The following is a 19,071-nucleotide window of genomic DNA, read 5'->3' as shown; positions in this document are numbered from 1 at the left end:
CAGCCGTCAGAGCACCGGCTTGCGCGCAGCCCCGCTGCGACGTTTGGCCATTGCAGCCAGGCGTACCGCCACGTTGGCAGCGCCATATCCGGCATAGCCGCCTTTGCGCTGAATGATTTCGAAGAAGAAGCGCTCCTCGAATGGCTCTGTATAGACGTGGAAAAGCTCGCCGCCTTGGGCATCACGGTCGTACAGCACGTTGTAATACGCCAACTCACTGAGGAATTCATCGTTGAAATCAAAGCGCGCCGCAAGGTCGTCGTAGTAGTTCAACGGGATTTCCAACAGCGGTACACCAGACTCCTTAGCCCGCGCCACCTCGCTGAAGATGTCCGCGCAGTCGAAAGCGATGTGGTGCACCCCCGAGCCACGATAGCTGGACAGCGCGTGGGCAATGGCGGTGTTGCGGTTTTCCGATATGTTCAACGGCAACCGCAGGCTACCGCAGGGGCTGCGCAGAGCGCGGCTTTTGACCAGGCCGTATGGGTCTGGCAGGACAACTTCGTCATCGGCAGCAAAATCGAACAAGCTCTTGTAGAACAGTACCCAACTGTCCAGCGCCTCGGCCGGCAGTGCCAAGGCCATGTGGTCGATACGCTGCAGGCCACCGGTGACAGTGGCAGCCGCGTCCAGACGGAAGTCCGTGTCATACAATGAAGGCCCCTCCTTGCCCTGCTCCACCAGGTAGATCAGGCTGCCGTCAGGCGCACGCACGGCCGGCACTTCACATTCGTTGGGGCCGACCAGACCACGGAATGGCTGGCCGCGAAAATCGGTGGCACGCTGCAGCGCGGCGTGTTCATCCTTCACCCGCAGGGCGGTGGCGCACAGCGAGGGGCCGTGGGCTTCGAAAAAGTTATGACCAAAGGAATAGGGCTCGGCATTGAGCACGATGTTGATGTCGTTCTGACGCAATAGGCGCACGTCCTTGCTGCGGTGCTTGCCGGCTTCGGCGAAGCCCAGCCGGGTAAGCCAACTGCCCAAACGCGCACCGACGGCTTCGTCGACAGCGAATTCGAGGAACTCCACACCGCCATAGGCACTGGCAGCCGGTGGGGTGAACAGCACGCCCGGCTCGATCGTAGTGCCCTCCTGCTCTAAGCGCAGGCGGGTTTGCTCTTCGAGGTAGAGCAGCGAGCGCAGGCCGTCAGCGGCATTCTGCCGAGGGGGGGCAGCGCGGAACCCATCGTTGAAGATCTCCAGCGACAACGGGCCGCGATAGCCCGTTGCCAGAATCGGTGCCAGGAAGCCGGCCAAGTCCAATTCGCCCTGGCCTGGGAAATTACGGAAGTGGCGGCTCCACTCCAGCACGTCCATGTTCAGAATGGGCGCGTCGGCCATTTGCACGAAGAAGATCTTGTCGCCGGGGATGTCACGGATCGCAGCCGGGTCGCCTTTAAGCGATAAGGTGTGAAAGCTGTCAAGAATCACCCCCAGCGCTGAATGGTCGGCCTGGCGCACCAAGTTCCAGACTTGCTGATAGCTATTGACGTGGCGGCCCCAGGCCAAGCCTTCGTAACCGATGCGCAGGCCGCGTTTGCCAGCGTGTTCGGCGAGCAGGCGCAGGTCATCCACCAGAATCTGCTCATCCCCCAGGGCGTCCGCCTGGACATTGCTGCAAACCAGTACCAGGTCGGTGCCCAGTTCCTGCATCAAGTCGAACTTGCGTTCGGCGCGGTCGATGTTTTTCTGCAGTCGGTCGCGGCGGCAACCTTCGAAATCACGAAACGGCTGAAACAGGGTGATGGCAATGCCTAAGTCGGCGCACATCTGCCGCACTTCGCGGGGGCTGCCAGCGTAATACAGCAAATCGTTCTCGAAGATCTCTACGCCGTCGAAACCGGCGGCAGCGATGGCTTCGAGCTTTTCCGGCAGAGTACCGCTCAAGGACACGGTGGCAATCGAACGCTGCATGGGGAGTTCCTTGTTGTTGAACAGACGACAGGCCGAAGCCCAACAGGGTTTCTGGCACAGTTGATTATTCGCAGGTAAAGTCAGTCCGGCAATCTGTTTGTACGAAACGGTTAGTTTTGCGTTCGATTATCGCACAATACCGATTTTGGCGAATTGATTCGCTGCCAAGCCTAGGCAAACATGAACCCAGACGCAGCTACACCCACTGCCCCTGCTGCCCAGAGGGCCGTTGGGAAAACCTGCGCAGACCAGCCCAACGTCACAACATAATAAGTTCAATAAACCGGGTACCGACCTATGCACACCTCCATCGCCTTGCGATCCGCACCTGCTCGTTCGTTCTCACATTGCAGACACTTGCTGCGAGCAATCGCGCTATAACCCACGCCCTACTCCCGACAAGCGAACGCACCCAGTTGGCCGCGTCCAGCGACGCCAGCCGTGCGGCGACCTACAAGAACAACGGAGACAACGATGGCTCACTCCAGCTCTCAAGCCAAGAAAGCGACCGCCAGCGGTTGGATTGGCTCGGCACTCGAATACTACGATTTCTTCATTTATGCCCAGGCTGCGGCGCTGATCTTCCCGCAGATTTTCTTCCCCAACACAGACCCGAAGATGGCCATCATCGCGTCGCTTGCCACCTATGGTGTGGGTTACCTGGCGCGCCCGGTCGGCGCCTTCGTGCTCGGTCACTGGGGTGACACCCGCGGGCGCAAGAACGTTCTGCTGCTGTGCATGTTCCTGATGGGTATCTCGACCATGGCTGTCGGCCTGCTGCCGACCTACCACGACATCGGCATGCTCGCCCCAGCTCTGCTGGTGTTGCTGCGCCTGGTCCAGGGCTTTGCCGTGGCCGGGGAAATTTCCGGTGCCAGTTCGATGATCATGGAGCATGCGCCGTTCGGCCGGCGTGGCTACTACGCAAGCTTCACCCTGCAGGGTGTGCAGGCTGGCCAGGTGATGGCGGCAGCGGTATTCCTGCCACTGGCCTACTTCATGCCTAGCGAAGCATTCAACGACTGGGGCTGGCGCATCCCGTTCCTGATGAGCGCCATTGTGCTGATCGCAGGCTTCATCATTCGTAAGGAAGTGCACGAAACCCCAGCGTTCGTGAAGGAAGAGAAGCAGGCCAAGGTTGCCAAATCGCCAATCAGCGAGGCCTTCCGCCACAGCTGGAAACACATGGTGCTGGTAATGTTCATGGCCCTGATGAACGTGATCCCTGTGGTCGCCACCATCTTCGGGGCTGCGTACGCCGTGCAACCGGCCTACGGCATCGGTTTCGACAAGAGCGTATACCTGTGGATCCCGGTGGTGGGCAACATCGTCGCGGTGCTGGTGATTCCATTCGTAGGCAACCTGTCGGACAAGATTGGCCGTCGCCCGACCATGATCGCCGGTTGCCTGGGCTCTGGCCTGTTGGCTTTCGTGTACCTCTACGCAATCAGCATCCAGAACATGCCGCTGGCATTCGCCACCTCGATCCTGATGTGGGGCATGGTCTACCAAGGCTACAACGCGGTATTCCCAAGCTTCTATCCAGAGCTGTTCCAGACCCGTTACCGCGTCTCGGCCATGGCCATCGCGCAGAACATCGGCACCATGCTCACTGCCATGCTGCCTGCCCTGTTCGCCCTGGTGGCGCCACCGGGCTCTGAGAATATCCCGCTGGTCGTGGGTGGCCTGGCCTTCTTCATCACCTGCGTGTGTGCACTGGCGGCCTACATTGCGCCGGAAACCCATCGCCTGGCGATGGAAGACCTGGGTAATCCAGACGCCAAGCCAATGGACAAGGACACCTTCGAAGCCAGCCGCAAGGGCAGCTTCCAGGCAGTAAGCCACTGATGGACCGCCGGGGCCGCCATGCGGCCCCGGCGCTTTCAGTTTGCAACCACCGCCTGTAGGTTGCGCCAAAGCTGCTCGACATGCTCGCGCTCGGTCGGCAGGGCCCCTACCGACACCCGCACCATCCACCGCCCTTCGAGCGTTGCCGGCGTCACATACGCCAGCCCGGACGCATTCAAGCGCTCTGCCCACGCCCTGGTATGGGCATCCAGTGCTTGACCTTCCATCCCTACCGGCCGATGACGAATGCACAGGGTCTGCAAGTGCACAGGTGCCAGCACTTCCCACTGCGCCGCCGCCCCCACCTGCTCTGCCAGCCAACGTGCATTGTCAAGGTCGCGCCGTAACCGCTGCTGCAATGCCTGGACCCCTTCGCTGCGCAACATGAACCACAGCTTGAGCGCCCGGAACCGCCGCCCCAGTGGAATACCCCAGTCGCGCAAGTTTTTCACCTCGCCATCCACCGCCGATTGAAGGTAGCTGGGGTTGGTGCTCATTACTCGTATCAAATGCTGAGGATCACGCACGTAGTAGATCGAGCAATCGAACGCTACCCCAAGCCACTTGTGCGCATTGACCACCACGGAATCAGCCAGCTCGATGCCGTCCCACATCCAGCGGCACTCCGGCAGAATCATCGCCGAACCTGCCATGGCCGAGTCCACATGCAGCCACAACCCGTTGGCCTGGGCTATTTCGCCGATCGCGCGCAGTGGGTCAAGGGCGGTAGTGGTGGTGGTACCGGTGGTAGCAACCACCGCACAGGGCTGGTTGCCAGCGGCCAAATCCTGTTCGATGGCTGCCTGCAGGGCCTGTGGGCGCATGGCGAACTGATCGTCGGTGGCGATCAGGCGGATGTTGGCACGACCAAAGCCTGCCAGCAGTGCAGCCTTGTCCACCGAGCTGTGGGCATGAGCGCTGACGTAGACGATCAGCGGCTTGGCCTCGGCCTGCAGACCGCCGCGTACCAGTGCGTAGTCAGTGGCACGCTCGCGTGCGCTGATCAGCGCTACCAGGGTACTGGTGGAGGCAGTGTCCTGAATCACCCCACTCCATTGCGCCGTCAGGCCAAGCAGCTGGCGCAGCCAGTCGAGGGTGGTCTCCTCCAGCTCGCTCAGCGCCGGGCTCGATTGCCACGACAGGCCCAGCACACCGAGGCCAGTACTGAGAAAGTCACCCAGTACTGACGACAACGTACCGTTGGAGGGGAAGTAACCGTAGAAATCCGGGTGTTGCCAGTGCGACAGCCCCGGCATGAGCAACTGGATGACGTCATCGAGGATCGCTTCGAAGGGCTCGCCCTGCTGGGGGGCGCCTGCAGGTAACTGGGCCTTGAGATAGCCTGGCTGTACCTGGGCCATGACCGGGCGCTGGGCAACGGTCTGGCGATAGTCGGCGATCAGGTCGATCAGTTGATGGCCGTACAGGCGAAATTGTTCTGGGGTCACGCGCGCACTCCTGGGGGTTATCCGATACCCCGCAGTCTAGGCCCCTGCGCTTGAGCGAATAACCCCGCTTCGTGCATAGCTGCTATGGCAAACCCGCAGCACCGCCCTGCACGCCGAACTGCGACTGCCGCCACAGCTCGAACACTCGGTTGCGCAACCAACGGTGCTCGGCCGAAGCTTGTAGGCGCTGATGCCACACCACCCAATAGCGCTGGGTATGCTCGACGAATGCCAACGGTCGCCATGCCAGGCCATGCAAACGGCACAACTGCCGCGCGATGTGCTCAGGGACGGTGGCAAGCGCCTGGCTGTTGCCGAGCACCTGCACCGTAGCCGAGAAAAACGGCACTTGCAGACTGATGCGCCGCTGCAAACCCTGGGCACGCAGCTGGCGATCGATGAAGCTGTCCTTGTCGCCGCCGCCAGAGACCCGCACATGCTTGCAGGCCAAGTAATCGTCCTGCCCCAGCTGCTCGAGAGCCGCCAGGGGATGATCTTTGCGCATCAGGCATACCGCTCGGTCTTCGCCAAGCAGGCGACCGTGCAGGTTCGGTGGCGACTCGTCGAACAGGGTGGTAGCAAGGTCGATTTCACCGCTGGCAAGCAAGGCGTACTGCCCGGCCTGCCAAGTGCGAAAGTCGATGGACACGCCTGGGGCCTCCTGCTCCAGCGCAGCCACCAACAGCGGTAGCATGTGTTCGGCCACGTAGTCCGACGCGGCCAGGCAAAAGCGGCGCTCGCAGCGCGCTGGATCAAAGACGGCAGGTTGGCGCAGCGCATGAAGCGCTTCAAGCACTTGGCGCAGGGGCTCGATCAGGGTTTGGGCATGTTCGCTGAGCACATAACCCCGGCCCTGGCGGACCAGCAGTGGGTCGTCAAAGGCCTCGCGCAGATGAGCCAACTGCCGGCTCAGGGCCGATTGGCTGACCCCCACGCGTTCGGCGGCATGGCTGAGATTCTTGAGCTGCAGGAGGCAGTCGAGGGTGCGCAGGTGTGCAAGGCTAAGGGTGGCGAAAGTCGGGTTCATGCAAGCTCCCGTCTGAAAAGCACAGGCCCATTAGCGGGTGAACCCGCCCCTGCAGGGCCGCACAAAACCAAAGCTTGTGTCATTCCTGCGGGGGCGGGTTCACCGGCGAATGGGCCGCTGAGCGGCCCTTAGCGATCAAGCGGTCAGACCGACATAGACGTTCTGCACGTCTTCGTTCTCGTCGATTGCTTCGAGGAAGGCTTCAACCTCGGCCAGCGCCTCGGCACTCAGGCTGGCAGCGCTCACCGGGTTTTTCGGGGTATAGCCGATCTTCGCCGAAGTCACGGTAAAACCATGGTCTGGCAGCGCTTTCTGCACCGCATCCAGGTCGGTGGTGTCAGTGATGAACAGGGTCGAACCCTCCTCTTCACCTTCCTCGAAGTCCTGGGCCCCGGCTTCGATCGCGGCCATTTCCGGGTCGGCGTCGCCTTCCGGGGTAGCCTCGATCAAGCCAACGTGGTTGAAGTCCCACGCTACAGAACCACTGGCCCCCAGTTGGCCCTTGCGGAACAGCACGCGAATTTGGGCAACGGTGCGGTTGACGTTGTCGGTCAGGCACTCGACGATCAGCGGCACTTGGTGCGGGGCGAAACCTTCATAGCTGACGGCGTGGTATTGCACGGACTCACCGTCAAGGCCTGCGCCCTTCTTGATCGCGCGCTCAAGGGTCTCGCGAGTCATCGAGGCTTTCTTGGCCTGGAAGATGGCCAGGCGCAGGCGCGGGTTCATGTCCGGGTCGGCGCCGGACTTGGCGGCGATCTGAATTTCCTTGGCCAGCTTGCCCATGATCTTGCCTTTGGCGTTGGCAGCTGTTTCTCTATGCTTGGCTTTCCACTGTGCGCCCATGTCGACTCTCTTGTTTCCGCGGCCGGTTCAGGAAGCGACCGGCCAAAAGTGGGAGCAGTTTATACGCCCTCAGGCAGTGGATCGACAAGTAATCTCATCGCCAGCACGCGCCCGCCTTAGGCGAACGTGTCACCGCCCTGGCGTGCTGCAGCGCTCACGCCCGGTGGTGGTCACCTTCCTGCAAAGGGTTCAGGAGGGGCTGTAGGGCTGTACCGATTGGTCAACGGGGACGACCGGGCGGTTGCGCCAGGCCAGGGTCAACACCAAGCCCAACGCGGCCATCGAAGCGCCGGCGAAAGCGACCGCCGAATACCCCAACCCGGCGTTGATCACCGCGCCACCCAGCGCAGCACCGATCGCATTCCCCAGGTTGAAGGCTCCGATGTTGACCGCCGATGCAAGGTTGGGTGCGTCCTTTGCCGCATCCATCACCCGCATTTGCAGGGGCGGCACCAAGGCAAAACTGGCAATGCCCCAGAGCAGAATCGCCAGTGCCGTGGGCAGCGACCAACCAAACGTCGCTGGAAGCACCAGCAGCACCGCGATCAGCACCAGCAGCGAAACGATCAAGGTCCGATCGACCGAGCGATCCGCCGCCTTGCCGCCCCACACATTACCGAGGGTCAGGCCGATGCCGAACAGCACCAGCATGGCTGTGATGAAGGACGTCGAAGCCTGTGCCTGGCTGTGCAGCATCGGCGCAATGTATGTGAACACAGTGAACATCGCGCTGGAGCCCACCACCGTGAGCGTCAAGGCCGCCAGCACCGGCCCGCGGCCCAATACTCGAATTTCGGCCATTACGCCGGCACTTTTGGGCAGCGGCACATCGGGCAGCGCAAACCACAGCGACGCCATCGCTACCAGGCCAAGGCCGGCAATGCCCCAGAACGCCGTGCGCCAACCGAGCAGTTCGCCAAACCAGGTGGCCAAAGGCACGCCGCCGATGGTCGCCAGGGTCAGGCCCATGAACATGGCCGCCACTGCGCCTGCGCGCTTGTCCGGGGGTACCACGCTGGCCGCTACCACCGAACCCACGCCGAAGAACGCACCGTGGTTCAGCGAGGTGACTACCCGCGCCAAGAGCAGGCTCTGATAGTCGGTAGCCATCGCCGACATCACGTTGCCCAGGGTGAAGATGGCCATCAGCGCGATCAATAAATAACGCCGAGGGATTTTGCCCGTGGCCAGGGTCATCAAGGGGGCACCGATCAGCACGCCCAAGGCGTAGGCACTGACCAACAGGCCTGCCGCCGGGATGGATACGCCAAGATCGGCGGCGATACCGGGCAGCATGCCCATGGGGGCGAACTCGGTGACACCGATGCCGAAGGCGCCGATGGCCAGTGCCACAAGGGGGGGATTGATTCGCATGAGAGGCTCCTTATCTATGACGCGAATGCTACGATCACTCCCTTTAGCGCACTAGACAGCTTTATTGGCAATCACCTTTGCGCTGGAGGCACAAATGGAATACTACGGTCGATCCGGGGAAATGGAGGTGTTCTGCAAGGTGGTCGAAAGCGGCAGCCTGTCGAGCGCCGCACGGGCGCTGGGCCTTACACCGTCAGCGGTGAGCCGCATCGTTGCCCGTGCCGAGCAGCGCCTGGGGACTCGCCTGCTACTGCGCACCACACGCGCGATCAACCTGACTACCGAGGGTGAGGCCTATCTGCGCGGCGCCCGGCGCATCCTGGCAGACCTGCTGGAGGTCGAAGAGGCGATCACCGACCAAGGGGTACCACGGGGGCGTTTACGGGTCAGTGCGGCACTCGGCCACGGACGCCAGACCCTAGTGCCCTTGCTGACGGCATTCAGCGCCCAGTATCCACAGGTGCTGTTGGACCTGGCCCTGAGCGATGAAATCGCTGACATCCATGGCGGGCAAGCCGATGTCGCGCTGCGCTTTGGCCAGCTGCCAGACAGCTCGCTGACTGCACGTTACATAGGCCACACTGGCCAGGTAGTGGTGGCATCGCCCGAGTACCTGGCACGCTGCGGTACGCCACAAGTGCCTGAGGACCTAGAAAAGCATAACTGCCTGCGCTTCAACTTCCGGCGCGCGGCGCCGGATTGGCCTTTTCGCCGCGGGCAAGCGCATTTTTCAATGAAGGTAACGGGTAACATCGAGTGCAACAGTGGCGAAGCGCTCGCGCAATTGGCCAGGTTGGGTGCAGGCATCGCCCGGATTGGTACATTCACCGTGGCAGATGAGTTGAAAAGCGGCCAGCTGGTGGCGCTTCTGGAGGACTTCAACCCTTGCGACCAGGAGCCTTTGCACGCCGTGTTCGTGGGCGGGTCGGCGATGCCAGCGCGGGTGCGGGTTTTCGTGGACTTTCTGGTGGAGCACCACAAAGCCTGGCCCCAGGCATTGGGCTGAGTAAGCTGCCCTTTGAACGCGCCATCGGCCATAGGCGGTCATGGTTGACTTCTGTGTGGCAGAACCGCAACTCTCAGCACCATCGCCACGACCAACCCCAGGGCCTACGACAATGCGCATTGCCATTCCAGACGACTATCAGGACGTGATCCGCACACTCGATTGCTACAAGCGCCTGGCAGGGCATGAGGTGAGCGTGTTTCACGACAGGCAGCCTGCCTCACTGGAGGCATTGGCTGCACGTCTGGCCAACGCCGACGCCCTGGTGCTGACCCGTGAGCGCACCCGTATCGACGCAGCCCTGCTCGAGCGCTTGCCCAACCTCAAGCTGATCAGCCAGACCGGCAAGGTCGCGGGGCACCTTGACCTTCAAGCGTGCACCGCCCGCGGCATCGTCGTCACCGAGGGGCGTGGCTCGCCGGTGGCACCGGCTGAGCTGGCTTGGGCGCTGATCCTCAACGCCCGGCGCCAGCTGGTGCCGGCGATCGAAGCCTTCAAGCAAGGCCAATGGCAGGTCAATCTGGGCCAGGCAGTGGCCGGCCAGGTACTGGGCATCTGGGGTTACGGCAAGATTGGCCAGCGCCTGGCCCGCTACGCCCAGGCATTCGACATGCCGGTACTGGTGTGGGGCAGCGAAGCCAGCCGGGCTGCGGCACAGGCGCACGGGCATCGGGCGGCGGCGTCGCGCGAGGCCTTTTTCGCCGAGGCCGATATCCTCAGCCTGAACCTGCGTTTGTCAGATACCACGCGCCATGCTGTGACCTTCGCCGATTTGTCACGCATGAAGGCTGATGCCCTGCTGGTAAACATCAGCCGTGCCGAACTCATCGCTCCGGGGGCACTGCTGCAGGCGCTCGATGCCGGCAGGCCCGGCTTCGCAGCAGTGGATGTCTTCGAGCAGGAACCGATCCTAGCCCCTGACCATCCGCTGCTCACCCACCCCCGGGTGCTAAGCACACCGCACCTTGGCTACGTGGAAAGGAACGGCTACGAGCTTTATTTCGGCGATGCGTTCGACAACCTACTGGCCTTTTTCCAGGGCACTCCGAAGAACGTGGCCAATCCCCACGCACTCAACACATCTCGCCCTGCGCCTTAGTTCGCGGGGGCCTGAGATGACTGCGCCGTTGCCTGGTGCTTGGCAGAGGCGCCGAACGATACATAGTAAGCAAGGCCCACGAAAATCGCCCCACCCACCGCGTTGCCGAGAAATACCGCCACCAGGTTGTGCAGCAGGGCAGCCCAGCTCAGGTAACCGGCGAAGATTGCAGCAGGGATGAGGAACATGTTGGCCACCACATGCTGAAAGCCGATGGCCACAAACGCCATGATCGGGAGCCAGATCCCCAGAATCTTGCCACTCATCTCCCGGCTTGCGTAGGCCAGCCAAACCGCCAGACACACCAGCCAATTGCAACCGATGCCGGAAACGAAGGCATGTACGAAGTCGGCGCTGGCCTTGCTCGTGGCCCCAGCTACCGTCTTGTCCAGGTAGGCACCTTCGGTAAGGCCCAGCAGGTGGCCGAAGAAGTAGGCCACGAACAAGGCCCCCAGCAAGTTGGCCAAAGTCACCCAAAGCCAGTTACGCGCCACGGCCGCCACGCGGATACGCCCGGCGAACATGGCTAAAGGCAGGCTCATCATGTTGCCGGTCAGCAGCTCACCTCCGGCCAGGATCACCAAAATCAGGCCGATGGGAAACACTGCCGCACCCAGCAGGTTGCCCAGCGAGGCCCACTGCCCGGGAATCATGGCGCTGACATGGATGGCCAGGATAAAGCCCATCGAAATGAAGCCGCCAGCGAGAAACCCCAGAATCAGCAAGGCACGGGCGGGCAACTGGGCTTTCTTGGTACCGGCCTCGATAACGAGTTCGGTGATCTGGGAGGGTGCATTGACAGACATTTGAAAGACTCGAACGCAGGGACGACAGCGATGCCAGAAGGCATGCCGAAGGTCGTGAATTTACGGTTTGCGGGGGAGTGGCGGCGGTAGGTCAGGAGGAAGGCAAAGCGGATGATCTCTGGGTTGCAGCGAACAGCGGGGCAAGTTACTGAGGCAGGTTGTCGCAGTCAAATTGATAGCGTGGATGGGTTGATAGACAGCATTGATGACTCAGCCGAGCGGGCCAGGGCCCGTCGCGATCTGGATGGCTCGCCCACCGTCATTTAGCACAGGCGGCGCAGCGAGCAGCGCCGATATGAAATCGCCCATCCTGGAGGGGCATTGGCCTATGATTGAGCCTGTTCCCGTTTTTCCCAGGACAATCCATGCCCTACCCCATCGAGCAGAAACTCGTCGTCGGCGTCGCCTCCAGCGCTCTGTTCGACCTGACGGTGTCCGACGACATTTATCAAGCCGAAGGCGTCGAAGCGTACCGCCTGCATCAGGAACAAAACCTCGACGTGCCCTTCCCCAAAGGCGTGGCGTTTCCGTTCATCCGGCGTTTCCTGAGCATCAACCAAGCCTTCCCCGAACAACTGCCAGTCGAGGTGGTGCTACTCTCGCGCAATTCCCCAGAGACGGGGCTACGGGTGTTCCGCTCGATCAACCACTACAACTTGGATATCACCCGGGCAGCGTTCATGTCCGGGCGCTCACCCTACGAGTACATCCCCGCGTTCAACGCTTCGCTATTTCTCAGCGCCCACGAGGGCGACGTGCAGCGCGCCATCGATGCCGACTACCCTGCCGGCCTTGTGCTGCCCACGCGCATCTATGATGACGAAATCGACTCCGAATTACGCGTGGCCTTCGACTTCGATGGCGTCATCGCCGATGACGAGGCAGAGAGTGTGTACAAACAGCACCTGGATCTGGGTGAGTTCCAGGCCCATGAGCGCGACCGCAAGGCCATCCCACACCAACCTGGGCCCCTGGCAGACCTGTATCGCAAGCTCTCGCTGATACGCCAACTCGAAGACCGCAAGCTGGCAGAGGACCCGCAGTACAAGCGGATTCTGCGTATCGCGATCGTCACGGCGCGTAACGCTCCAGCCCATGAGCGGGTGGTGACAACACTGAAAAACTGGGGCGTTTCGCCAGACGAGTCATTCTTCCTCGGCGGCATGGAGAAGGCTCGCGTGCTTCAGATCTTGAAGCCACATATGTTCTTCGACGATCAACGCAGCCATTTGTTCTCGGCCGCAGGTGACCTGCCAATGGTTCATGTGCCGTTTGGCATAGCGAACAAGGTGCCTGCCGCCCCGCCATTGGCCCCAAGCAGGCGCCACAACGATTCGCTCGTCGAACAGCGACCTCAAGATCAGTTTGCCCCAGGCACGCAGTTACAGCCTCAGGGCGACTGACGCGGCATGCACTTTTCCACCAAGCTATCCCGGCTGGGATTGTTGGGCAGCGTTTTCAGCCGATCGGGCTGGCAATGCTCATCGGAGACTGCGTAGTGGGAGGAGTCGTCGCCACAGGCCGCCAACAAGGCAGCGGTGACCAGCATTAGCAGGTAGCTGCGAATCATCTGCGCACTCACTCAATGGACGGGGGCAAAGGCTGCAGAACAAAGCATCGCTGCCCAAAGCGTAGCGCGCCGTTTCGCGAGTTCAATGCCAGGCCAGCACGGTTCGGCCGGTGCTAAGCTCAGTGGCTTACAACTGCAAGAGGTGCCCCATGCCCTTGATACCCAACCTTGATGGCCAAGCCAATGTGCTGATAGCAGGCGCCAGCCGCGGCATCGGTTTGGCCCTATGCAGCACATTGCTGGCAAGCGATGAGGTGAGCAGGCTCTGGGCCATCTCGCGCAATGCGACCCACAATGACGCGCTGGCACGCCTGGCCACGCAGCATGGCAAGCGCTTGGTGCTGATCGATTGCGATGCCCGCGAAGAACAGGCACTTGCAACAATGGCCACTGAGCTTAAGGCACAATGCGACCACCTTCACTTGGTCATCAGTACGCTGGGTACTCTCCACCAGGACGGCGCCAAGCCCGAAAAATCACTGGCCCAGTTGGATTTGGCCAGCCTGCAGGCGAGCTTCGCCAGCAACGCCTTCGCTCCCATACTCCTGCTCAAACACCTGCTACCGTTCTTGCGCAATAACCCGGCAACCTTCGCTGCTCTGTCGGCCAGGGTGGGTTCGATCGGCGATAACCGCCTGGGCGGCTGGTACAGCTATCGGGCCAGCAAGGCTGCGCTCAACCAGTTGCTGCACACCGCAAGTATCGAGCTGCGGCGCCTGAACCCGGCAGCCACGATTATGGCGTTGCATCCCGGCACAACCGACACCGATCTATCGCGCCCATTTCAAGGCAATGTACCGGCGAGCAAGCTGTTCGACCCGGCATTCGCCGCACAGTGCGTGATCGAACAGGTACAAAGATTCGGGCCCGCAGACAGCGGGGGCTTCTGGGCGTGGGACGGGCAAGCGATCGAGTGGTAAGGCTTGGGTCAGTGCTTCGCGCTGGGCCACCGATAGGACGCTAAGGCGGGCTCTGAAGCGGCCCGAACCTATCAAAAAAGTTACCCAAGGGCACTGCGCCTTCACGTGACTTTCCTCTGCCTGAGGCCGACCCTTTGGGCACATTGAACTGTCACCCACCTGAACCATACTGGCTCATGTGATGGCACCGGCCCCTCCCACACCCTGACGCTCGAGACTTGTACATGGCCCGCCTGTTCAACCCGTCGCCAGGCCTGCGCAATGGCGTACCGAATCGCTGGGACTGGGTACTGCTGCCACTGGTGCTGGTGGTGCTTGTGCTTGCCGCGTATGCCGCCATGCAGATGAGTCGGCCGTTCGTGGTCGGCCAATCACTGCCAATTTCACTCGATCCGGCCTACCTGCCCTACTACCTGATGCGCACCATCGTGCGGATGTTCATCGCACTGGGGATCTCGCTGCTGTTCGCCTTCGTGTTCGCCACGCTGGCCGCCAAGTACCGTGCCGCTGAAAAGGCCATGATTCCTTTGTTGGACGTACTGCAGTCGGTGCCCATCCTGGGCTTTCAGGCCATCGCCATTGCCCCGTTCATCGCGCTGTTTCCGGGAAACCTGCTGGGCGTCGAGTGCGCGGCGATCTTCGCCATCTTCACCTCTCAGGCGTGGAACATGGCGCTGAGCCTTTACCAGTCGTTGCGAAGCGTGCCGGCGGAGCTGAACGAGGCGGCACGAGTCTTGCGGCTCTCGGTGTGGCAGCGCTTCTGGCGCCTGGAGCTGCCGTTCGCGATGCCGAGCCTGTTGTGGAACATGATGATGTCGATGTCCGGCGGGTGGTTCTTTCTGGTAGCCGCCGAGGCCATCTCGGTGGCCGGGCAGGATATCAAGCTGCCTGGCATCGGCTCCTACATCGCCGTGGCCATCGACCAACGCAACCTGGGCGCCATTGCCTGGGCAATCGGTGCGATGCTCACCGGCATCGTGCTCTACGATCAGCTGTTTTTTCGCCCCCTGCTGGCCTGGGCCGACCGCTTTCGCTTCGAAGACGCACAAGGCGACACCGCGCAGCGCTCCTGGGTGCTCGACGCTGCCCGGCGCAGCCGTTGGCTGAGCGCATTGAGCGAGTGGTTAGCCAAAGGCATACAACAGGCTACCGGCGCATTCCCTGTGCGCCGCGACGGCAGTACAGCGCCGCGCCGGTGGCTGCGCCTACCGGGTTGGGGGCCGCAGGCCTGGGACGTCATCTTGGTGCTTGCCTGTGCATTGGCCTTCGCGCGCTTGGGGCTGTTCGTGCACCAGGATGTCGGCTGGGGCGAGGCACTGCATGTACTGGGCCTGGGCTTGATCACCCTGTGCCGGGTCATGCTGCTGATTGCCCTTGCCTCATTGATATGGGTGCCGCTGTCAGTGTGGATCGGCCTGCGCCCGCGCTACTCGCAGAAAGTCCAGGCGCTGGCCCAGTTTCTCGCTGCCTTCCCGGTCAACCTACTATTCCCCGTGGTGGTCATGGCACTGGTGCACTTTCAACTCAGCCCAAACATCTGGCTGAGCCCGCTGATGGTTTTCGGCACCCAGTGGTACATCCTGTTCAACGTGGTCGCCGGCGCGACGGCCATCCCTTACGAGCTGCGCCTTGCCGCAGACAACCTGGGTTTGCGTGGCTGGCTGAAGTGGCGCCGTGTGTACTTGCCGGCGGTGCTCCCCAGTTTCGTGACAGGCGCCATGACTGCCAGCGGCGGCTCGTGGAATGCCAGCATCGTCGCCGAGTATGTCAGCTGGGGCGACACTTCTTTGGTCGCCGACGGCCTGGGCAGTTACATCAAGCAGATGACCGACGCCGGTGACTTTCACCGCATTGCCTTGGGCATAGGGGTCATGTGCATCTATGTGATGCTGCTGAACCGGTTTTTCTGGCGCCGCCTGTATGTGCTTGCCCAGAGCCGCCGCTGAGGATTTGCCATGAAACCACTGCTGATCGAACTCAAGGGCGTGAGCAAGGCCTTTCGGGCCAGCGATGGCACGCCGCGGACCATTCTTGAAGGCGTCGACTTCCAACTGCGCGAGCATGAGATCGTCGCCCTGCTCGGCCGCTCCGGTTCCGGTAAATCGACGCTGCTGCGGATCATCGCCGGGTTGGTTGGCGCCGACTGCGGTACCGTCAGCTACCGCGGCCAGCCGATCCACGGCCCGGTCGACGGCGTAGCCATGGTCTTCCAGACTTTTGCGTTGTTCCCGTGGCTGACCGTGCAGCAAAACGTCGAGCTTGGCCTGGAAGCCCAGGGCGTGAACCGAGCTGAGCGCGAGCGCCTGGCCAACGCTGCACTGGAGCTGATCGGCCTCTCCGGGTTTGGTGGCGCCCTGCCCCGTGAGCTGTCTGGCGGCATGCGCCAGCGCGTGGGTATCGCCCGTGCCTTGGTGATGAACCCAGAAGTGCTGCTGATGGACGAAGCGTTCTCGGCGCTGGATGTACTCACCGGCGAAACCTTGCGCGACGACATGCTCGAACTCTGGGAAGAGCGCCGCATCACCACTCGCGGCATTCTGGTGGTGTCGCACAATATCGAGGAGACCGTGATGATGGCTGACCGCATCCTCATTCTCTCCAGCGACCCAGGGCGCGTTCGCTCCGAGCTGCACATCGACCTGCCCCGGCCGCGCAACGCTGACTCGGCCCAGGTTCGCGGGCTGGTCGACGAGGTCTATGCACTGATGACCCAACGCCCTGAAGAAATAGCCGCCGCAGGCGCCCCGTCAACCGTTGAACTGGGCTACCGGCTACCTGATGCCGACATCGCGCGCATGGAAAGCGTGCTGGAACTGATTGCTGGCGAGCCGTTCAACGGCGAAGCCGACCTGCCTCACCTGGCCGAGGAAGCCGAGCAGCCTGACGAGGCGCTGTTCCCGATCTACGAGGCCCTTGGCCTGCTCGGCTTGGCCCAGGTCGTCGAGGGCGACATCCGCCTTACCCGCCAAGGGCGCAACTACGTCACTGCACGCCAGGCACGGCGCCAGGATTTGTTCGCGCGCCAGTGCAAGAGCCACGTGAGATTGATCGGCTATATCCTCGATAGCCTGCGCCTGGAGCCTGCGGGGTTGCTGGAAAAAGCCGTGCTCGAACGCCTGGCCGAGTCGATGGATGCCGAAGAAGCCGAACGCGTACTCAAAGTCGCCATCGAGTGGGGGCGCTATGCTGAATTGTTCGAGTACGACTTCCATACCCGCCGTCTAAGCCCCGCACGCGAAACGCTCGGTGAACCGTAAGCGCCAGCGCGATCATCGACCATTGGTCATCACCGTACTTGAGATCGCACGTAGGTGGCATAACGTTAACGCTGCTGCGCCCCGTCCTTTGCTCAATGGGAGACAACCATGAAGCTTTATTACTCACCAGGTGCCTGTTCACTCTCGCCGCACATCGTGCTGAACGAACTGGGCTTGCCTTACACCGCCGAAAAAGTCGACCTCAAGGCTCATACCACAGCTAGCGGGGCCGACTTCTATTCGGTCAATGCCAAGGGCTATGTACCAGCCCTGCAACTGGATGACGGCCAAGTGCTCACCGAGGGCCCTGCCATCGTTCAGTACCTGGCCGACCAAAAACCCGAGGCCAACCTGCTGCCCCCGGCGGGTTCACTGGAGCGCGCGCGGGTGCAGGAATGGCTCAACTTCATTGGCACTGAACTGCACAAGACGCTTGCTGCGCTGTTCAACCCAGGCATCAGCCCCCAGGCCAAGCAAAAAACCCTGGATACCTTCGGCAAACGCTTGGGCCTGGTAAACACGGCCCTGCACAGCCAGGCGTTTTTGACAGGACAACACTTCAGCGTGGCCGACGCCTACCTGTTCACCATCGTCAACTGGGCGCCGATGTTAGGCATCGACCTGACACCTTGGCCGGCGGTCGCGCAATTTCACAAGCGGGTAGCCAGCCGGCCGGCCGTGCAGAAAACCCTACAGGCCGAAGGGCTGAGCTGACCGGCACGCGCAAGGGGTGGCTTGAGGTTGGCTGGCCCAGGGCAAGCCAACTCGTGGCCTAGGCATGGCATGCCTGGCATGAAAAGATCCGTTGGCGATCGCACCCCGTTTGCCGCGGTGCCCGTCGCCCGGTCACTTAATCGCTTCGGGCTCTGAAGACGCAGGCTTGTAGCCCAGGCTTCGCATTAGGTCATTTGCCGCTTCAAAGAACATCGCTTTGAGGCTCTCGGCATAGTCTTCCGTCAAACGGCTGGCCGGCCCGGAAATCACCAGCGCCCCCATGAGCTTCTGCTGCGCGCCGTAGATGGGCAGGGCCATTGAAGCGGCATGCGGATCGGTCGCGCCTTTGGAATAAAATGGCTTATCCAATGTGATTCCGACCGGGTAAGGCGCACGTAATGCTTGGGCGCCTGCGGCCTCATCCATAGGCCGCATATCGCCGGGCTGAAGATTCAAGCGCAGCCGATGGGAAGAGTTGACTCGGTATTGGCACATCCGATATGCACCATGGCGCACATAGAAGGATGCTGTCTCACCCGACTGCTCCGCCAAGTGGTGCAGACGTGGCATCACGTGTTTTTCCAGGTCGAGCGCCTCCTGGTACACGGTGTTCAAACGCATGACCTCGCTCGCCAACTGGTATCTGCCATCGGCCATGCGAGTGATGAAACCATGATTTTCCAGGGACACCATCAAGCGCATGATGGTGCTCTTGATCAACCCAGTACGCTCGACCAGCTCTACAAGGCTGAGCGCTGAATCGCCTATCTGAAACGCCGTCAGCACAGTCAAAACACGGTCTGCCGATGCCACTCCATTCACCGCCGGACGCGGCCGCGCTTTAACCATTTTTGCAAAACCTCACAGATTGACACCCTCAATTCAGGGCAAGGGCCCAAAAACAGCATTATCCGTCAATGGCCTGCCCCCGCCAACGTAGCATGCGCCATCGCACGGATAAAAAACCAGGAAGGCTCGGGAGATGAATTGGCGTACGCACTTGGCAACCGCAACTGCCAGGCAGCGCGGCCGCTGCTGGCGGGCGAATTCCGACTGGCGCTTATCAGCAAAACGCTGACCAGAAAGGCACGACTGGTATGATTTTTTTGAAATGCCATTTCCATTATTCGTCAAGCGGCAACTCAAAATGTACAGCAGGCAGCGGATAACGAGAAAAAATCGGGCTTAAAATTGAGTTTATGCTTCACCTCACGTCCGATTATGGTTTATTTTGCAACGGCG

Annotated in this window: 16 protein-coding genes; 8 read left to right on the top strand and 8 right to left on the bottom strand. The window is 61.5% G+C overall.

The annotated features are described in order from the left end of the window. Nucleotides 1–6: 6 nt before the first annotated feature. Nucleotides 7–1,914, bottom strand: coding sequence for a 3-dehydroshikimate dehydratase QuiC (gene quiC / locus ACK59H_RS13990; RefSeq protein WP_060478447.1), 1,908 nt, complete (start codon nt 1,912–1,914; stop codon nt 7–9). Between the two features lie 474 nt (nt 1,915–2,388). On the opposite strand from quiC, the gene ACK59H_RS13985 reads away from it, so the two are divergent. Beyond that, on the top strand, nt 2,389–3,762 hold the full coding sequence (locus tag ACK59H_RS13985; protein WP_060478448.1) for an MFS transporter: 1,374 nt from the start codon (nt 2,389–2,391) through the stop codon (nt 3,760–3,762). 35 nt (nt 3,763–3,797) lie between these two features. Here the strand turns inward: ACK59H_RS13985 and ACK59H_RS13980 are convergent, their stop codons facing one another. From ACK59H_RS13980 to ACK59H_RS13965, 4 genes are all read right to left on the bottom strand, one after another. Next, a complete protein-coding gene (locus ACK59H_RS13980; protein WP_060478449.1) occupies nt 3,798–5,210 on the bottom strand; it encodes a DOPA decarboxylase in 1,413 nt (470 codons plus the stop codon). 82 nt (nt 5,211–5,292) lie between these two features. Further along, on the bottom strand, nt 5,293–6,237 hold the full coding sequence (locus ACK59H_RS13975) for a LysR family transcriptional regulator (RefSeq protein WP_060478450.1): 945 nt from the start codon (nt 6,235–6,237) through the stop codon (nt 5,293–5,295). Between the two features lie 135 nt (nt 6,238–6,372). Continuing rightward, nucleotides 6,373–7,083: a YebC/PmpR family DNA-binding transcriptional regulator gene (locus tag ACK59H_RS13970; RefSeq protein ID WP_060478451.1), complete on the bottom strand. Its 711-nt coding sequence runs from the start codon at nt 7,081–7,083 to the stop codon at nt 6,373–6,375. Nucleotides 7,084–7,272: 189 nt separating this feature from the next. After that, nucleotides 7,273–8,457, bottom strand: a complete 1,185-nt coding sequence (locus tag ACK59H_RS13965) for an MFS transporter (protein WP_060478452.1) — start codon at nt 8,455–8,457, stop codon at nt 7,273–7,275. A 94-nt stretch (nt 8,458–8,551) separates the two neighbouring features. Between ACK59H_RS13965 and ACK59H_RS13960 the strand changes: the two genes are divergently transcribed. Then, a complete protein-coding gene (locus ACK59H_RS13960; RefSeq protein ID WP_060478453.1) occupies nt 8,552–9,463 on the top strand; it encodes a LysR family transcriptional regulator in 912 nt (303 codons plus the stop codon). Nucleotides 9,464–9,575: 112 nt separating this feature from the next. Further along, a complete protein-coding gene (locus tag ACK59H_RS13955; RefSeq protein ID WP_060478454.1) occupies nt 9,576–10,562 on the top strand; it encodes a D-2-hydroxyacid dehydrogenase family protein in 987 nt (328 codons plus the stop codon). Here the strand turns inward: ACK59H_RS13955 and ACK59H_RS13950 are convergent. Next, entirely contained in the window at nt 10,559–11,368 is an 810-nt protein-coding gene (locus ACK59H_RS13950; protein WP_409264571.1) for a formate/nitrite transporter family protein, read from the bottom strand. The genes ACK59H_RS13955 and ACK59H_RS13950 overlap by 4 nt on opposite strands. Before the next feature lie 365 nt (nt 11,369–11,733). Between ACK59H_RS13950 and ACK59H_RS13945 the strand changes: the two genes are divergently transcribed. Next, nucleotides 11,734–12,771, top strand: coding sequence for a 5'-nucleotidase (locus tag ACK59H_RS13945; protein ID WP_060478456.1), 1,038 nt, complete (start codon nt 11,734–11,736; stop codon nt 12,769–12,771). Here the strand turns inward: ACK59H_RS13945 and trbK are convergent. Beyond that, the gene (gene trbK, locus ACK59H_RS13940; protein ID WP_060478457.1) at nt 12,759–12,938 is read right to left on the bottom strand and encodes an entry exclusion lipoprotein TrbK; all 180 of its coding nucleotides are present in this window, start codon (nt 12,936–12,938) and stop codon (nt 12,759–12,761) included. The genes ACK59H_RS13945 and trbK overlap by 13 nt on opposite strands. 149 nt (nt 12,939–13,087) lie before the next feature. Between trbK and ACK59H_RS13935 the strand changes: the two genes are divergently transcribed. From ACK59H_RS13935 to gstA, 4 genes are all read left to right on the top strand, one after another. After that, nucleotides 13,088–13,858: an SDR family NAD(P)-dependent oxidoreductase gene (locus tag ACK59H_RS13935; protein ID WP_060478458.1), complete on the top strand. Its 771-nt coding sequence runs from the start codon at nt 13,088–13,090 to the stop codon at nt 13,856–13,858. 224 nt (nt 13,859–14,082) lie between these two features. Next, entirely contained in the window at nt 14,083–15,804 is a 1,722-nt protein-coding gene (locus ACK59H_RS13930) for an ABC transporter permease subunit (RefSeq protein ID WP_060478459.1), read from the top strand. Between the two features lie 9 nt (nt 15,805–15,813). Beyond that, the gene (locus ACK59H_RS13925) at nt 15,814–17,115 is read left to right on the top strand and encodes a nitrate/sulfonate/bicarbonate ABC transporter ATP-binding protein (RefSeq protein WP_060478460.1); all 1,302 of its coding nucleotides are present in this window, start codon (nt 15,814–15,816) and stop codon (nt 17,113–17,115) included. Between the two features lie 108 nt (nt 17,116–17,223). Then, the gene (gstA, locus tag ACK59H_RS13920; protein ID WP_060478461.1) at nt 17,224–17,829 is read left to right on the top strand and encodes a glutathione transferase GstA; all 606 of its coding nucleotides are present in this window, start codon (nt 17,224–17,226) and stop codon (nt 17,827–17,829) included. Nucleotides 17,830–17,961: 132 nt separating this feature from the next. On the opposite strand, the gene ACK59H_RS13915 is transcribed toward gstA, so the two are convergent. Continuing rightward, nucleotides 17,962–18,678, bottom strand: coding sequence for an IclR family transcriptional regulator (locus tag ACK59H_RS13915; protein ID WP_081016652.1), 717 nt, complete (start codon nt 18,676–18,678; stop codon nt 17,962–17,964). Nucleotides 18,679–19,071: the final 393 nt, after the last annotated feature.

Origin of the sequence: Pseudomonas sp. KCJK9000 (genome assembly GCF_046230725.1) — a bacterium.
In the GTDB taxonomy this organism is placed as follows: domain Bacteria; phylum Pseudomonadota; class Gammaproteobacteria; order Pseudomonadales; family Pseudomonadaceae; genus Aquipseudomonas; species Aquipseudomonas promysalinigenes.
This window is presented reverse-complemented; position numbering and strand designations above follow the sequence as displayed.

Bases quoted from the DNA above. Each gene is read 5' to 3' on its own strand.
- quiC (WP_060478447.1), bottom strand. From the start codon at position 1,914: ATGCAGCGTTCGATTGCCACCGTGTCCTTGAGCGGTACTCTGCCGGAA.
- ACK59H_RS13985 (WP_060478448.1), top strand. From the start codon at position 2,389: ATGGCTCACTCCAGCTCTCAAGCCAAGAAAGCGACCGCCAGCGGTTGG.
- ACK59H_RS13975 (WP_060478450.1), bottom strand. From the start codon at position 6,237: ATGAACCCGACTTTCGCCACCCTTAGCCTTGCACACCTGCGCACCCTC.
- ACK59H_RS13970 (WP_060478451.1), bottom strand. From the start codon at position 7,083: ATGGGCGCACAGTGGAAAGCCAAGCATAGAGAAACAGCTGCCAACGCC.
- ACK59H_RS13965 (WP_060478452.1), bottom strand. From the start codon at position 8,457: ATGCGAATCAATCCCCCCCTTGTGGCACTGGCCATCGGCGCCTTCGGC.
- ACK59H_RS13960 (WP_060478453.1), top strand. From the start codon at position 8,552: ATGGAATACTACGGTCGATCCGGGGAAATGGAGGTGTTCTGCAAGGTG.
- ACK59H_RS13955 (WP_060478454.1), top strand. From the start codon at position 9,576: ATGCGCATTGCCATTCCAGACGACTATCAGGACGTGATCCGCACACTC.
- ACK59H_RS13950 (WP_409264571.1), bottom strand. From the start codon at position 11,368: ATGTCTGTCAATGCACCCTCCCAGATCACCGAACTCGTTATCGAGGCC.
- ACK59H_RS13945 (WP_060478456.1), top strand. From the start codon at position 11,734: ATGCCCTACCCCATCGAGCAGAAACTCGTCGTCGGCGTCGCCTCCAGC.
- trbK (WP_060478457.1), bottom strand. From the start codon at position 12,938: ATGATTCGCAGCTACCTGCTAATGCTGGTCACCGCTGCCTTGTTGGCG.
- ACK59H_RS13935 (WP_060478458.1), top strand. From the start codon at position 13,088: ATGCCCTTGATACCCAACCTTGATGGCCAAGCCAATGTGCTGATAGCA.
- ACK59H_RS13930 (WP_060478459.1), top strand. From the start codon at position 14,083: ATGGCCCGCCTGTTCAACCCGTCGCCAGGCCTGCGCAATGGCGTACCG.
- ACK59H_RS13925 (WP_060478460.1), top strand. From the start codon at position 15,814: ATGAAACCACTGCTGATCGAACTCAAGGGCGTGAGCAAGGCCTTTCGG.
- gstA (WP_060478461.1), top strand. From the start codon at position 17,224: ATGAAGCTTTATTACTCACCAGGTGCCTGTTCACTCTCGCCGCACATC.
- ACK59H_RS13915 (WP_081016652.1), bottom strand. From the start codon at position 18,678: ATGGTTAAAGCGCGGCCGCGTCCGGCGGTGAATGGAGTGGCATCGGCA.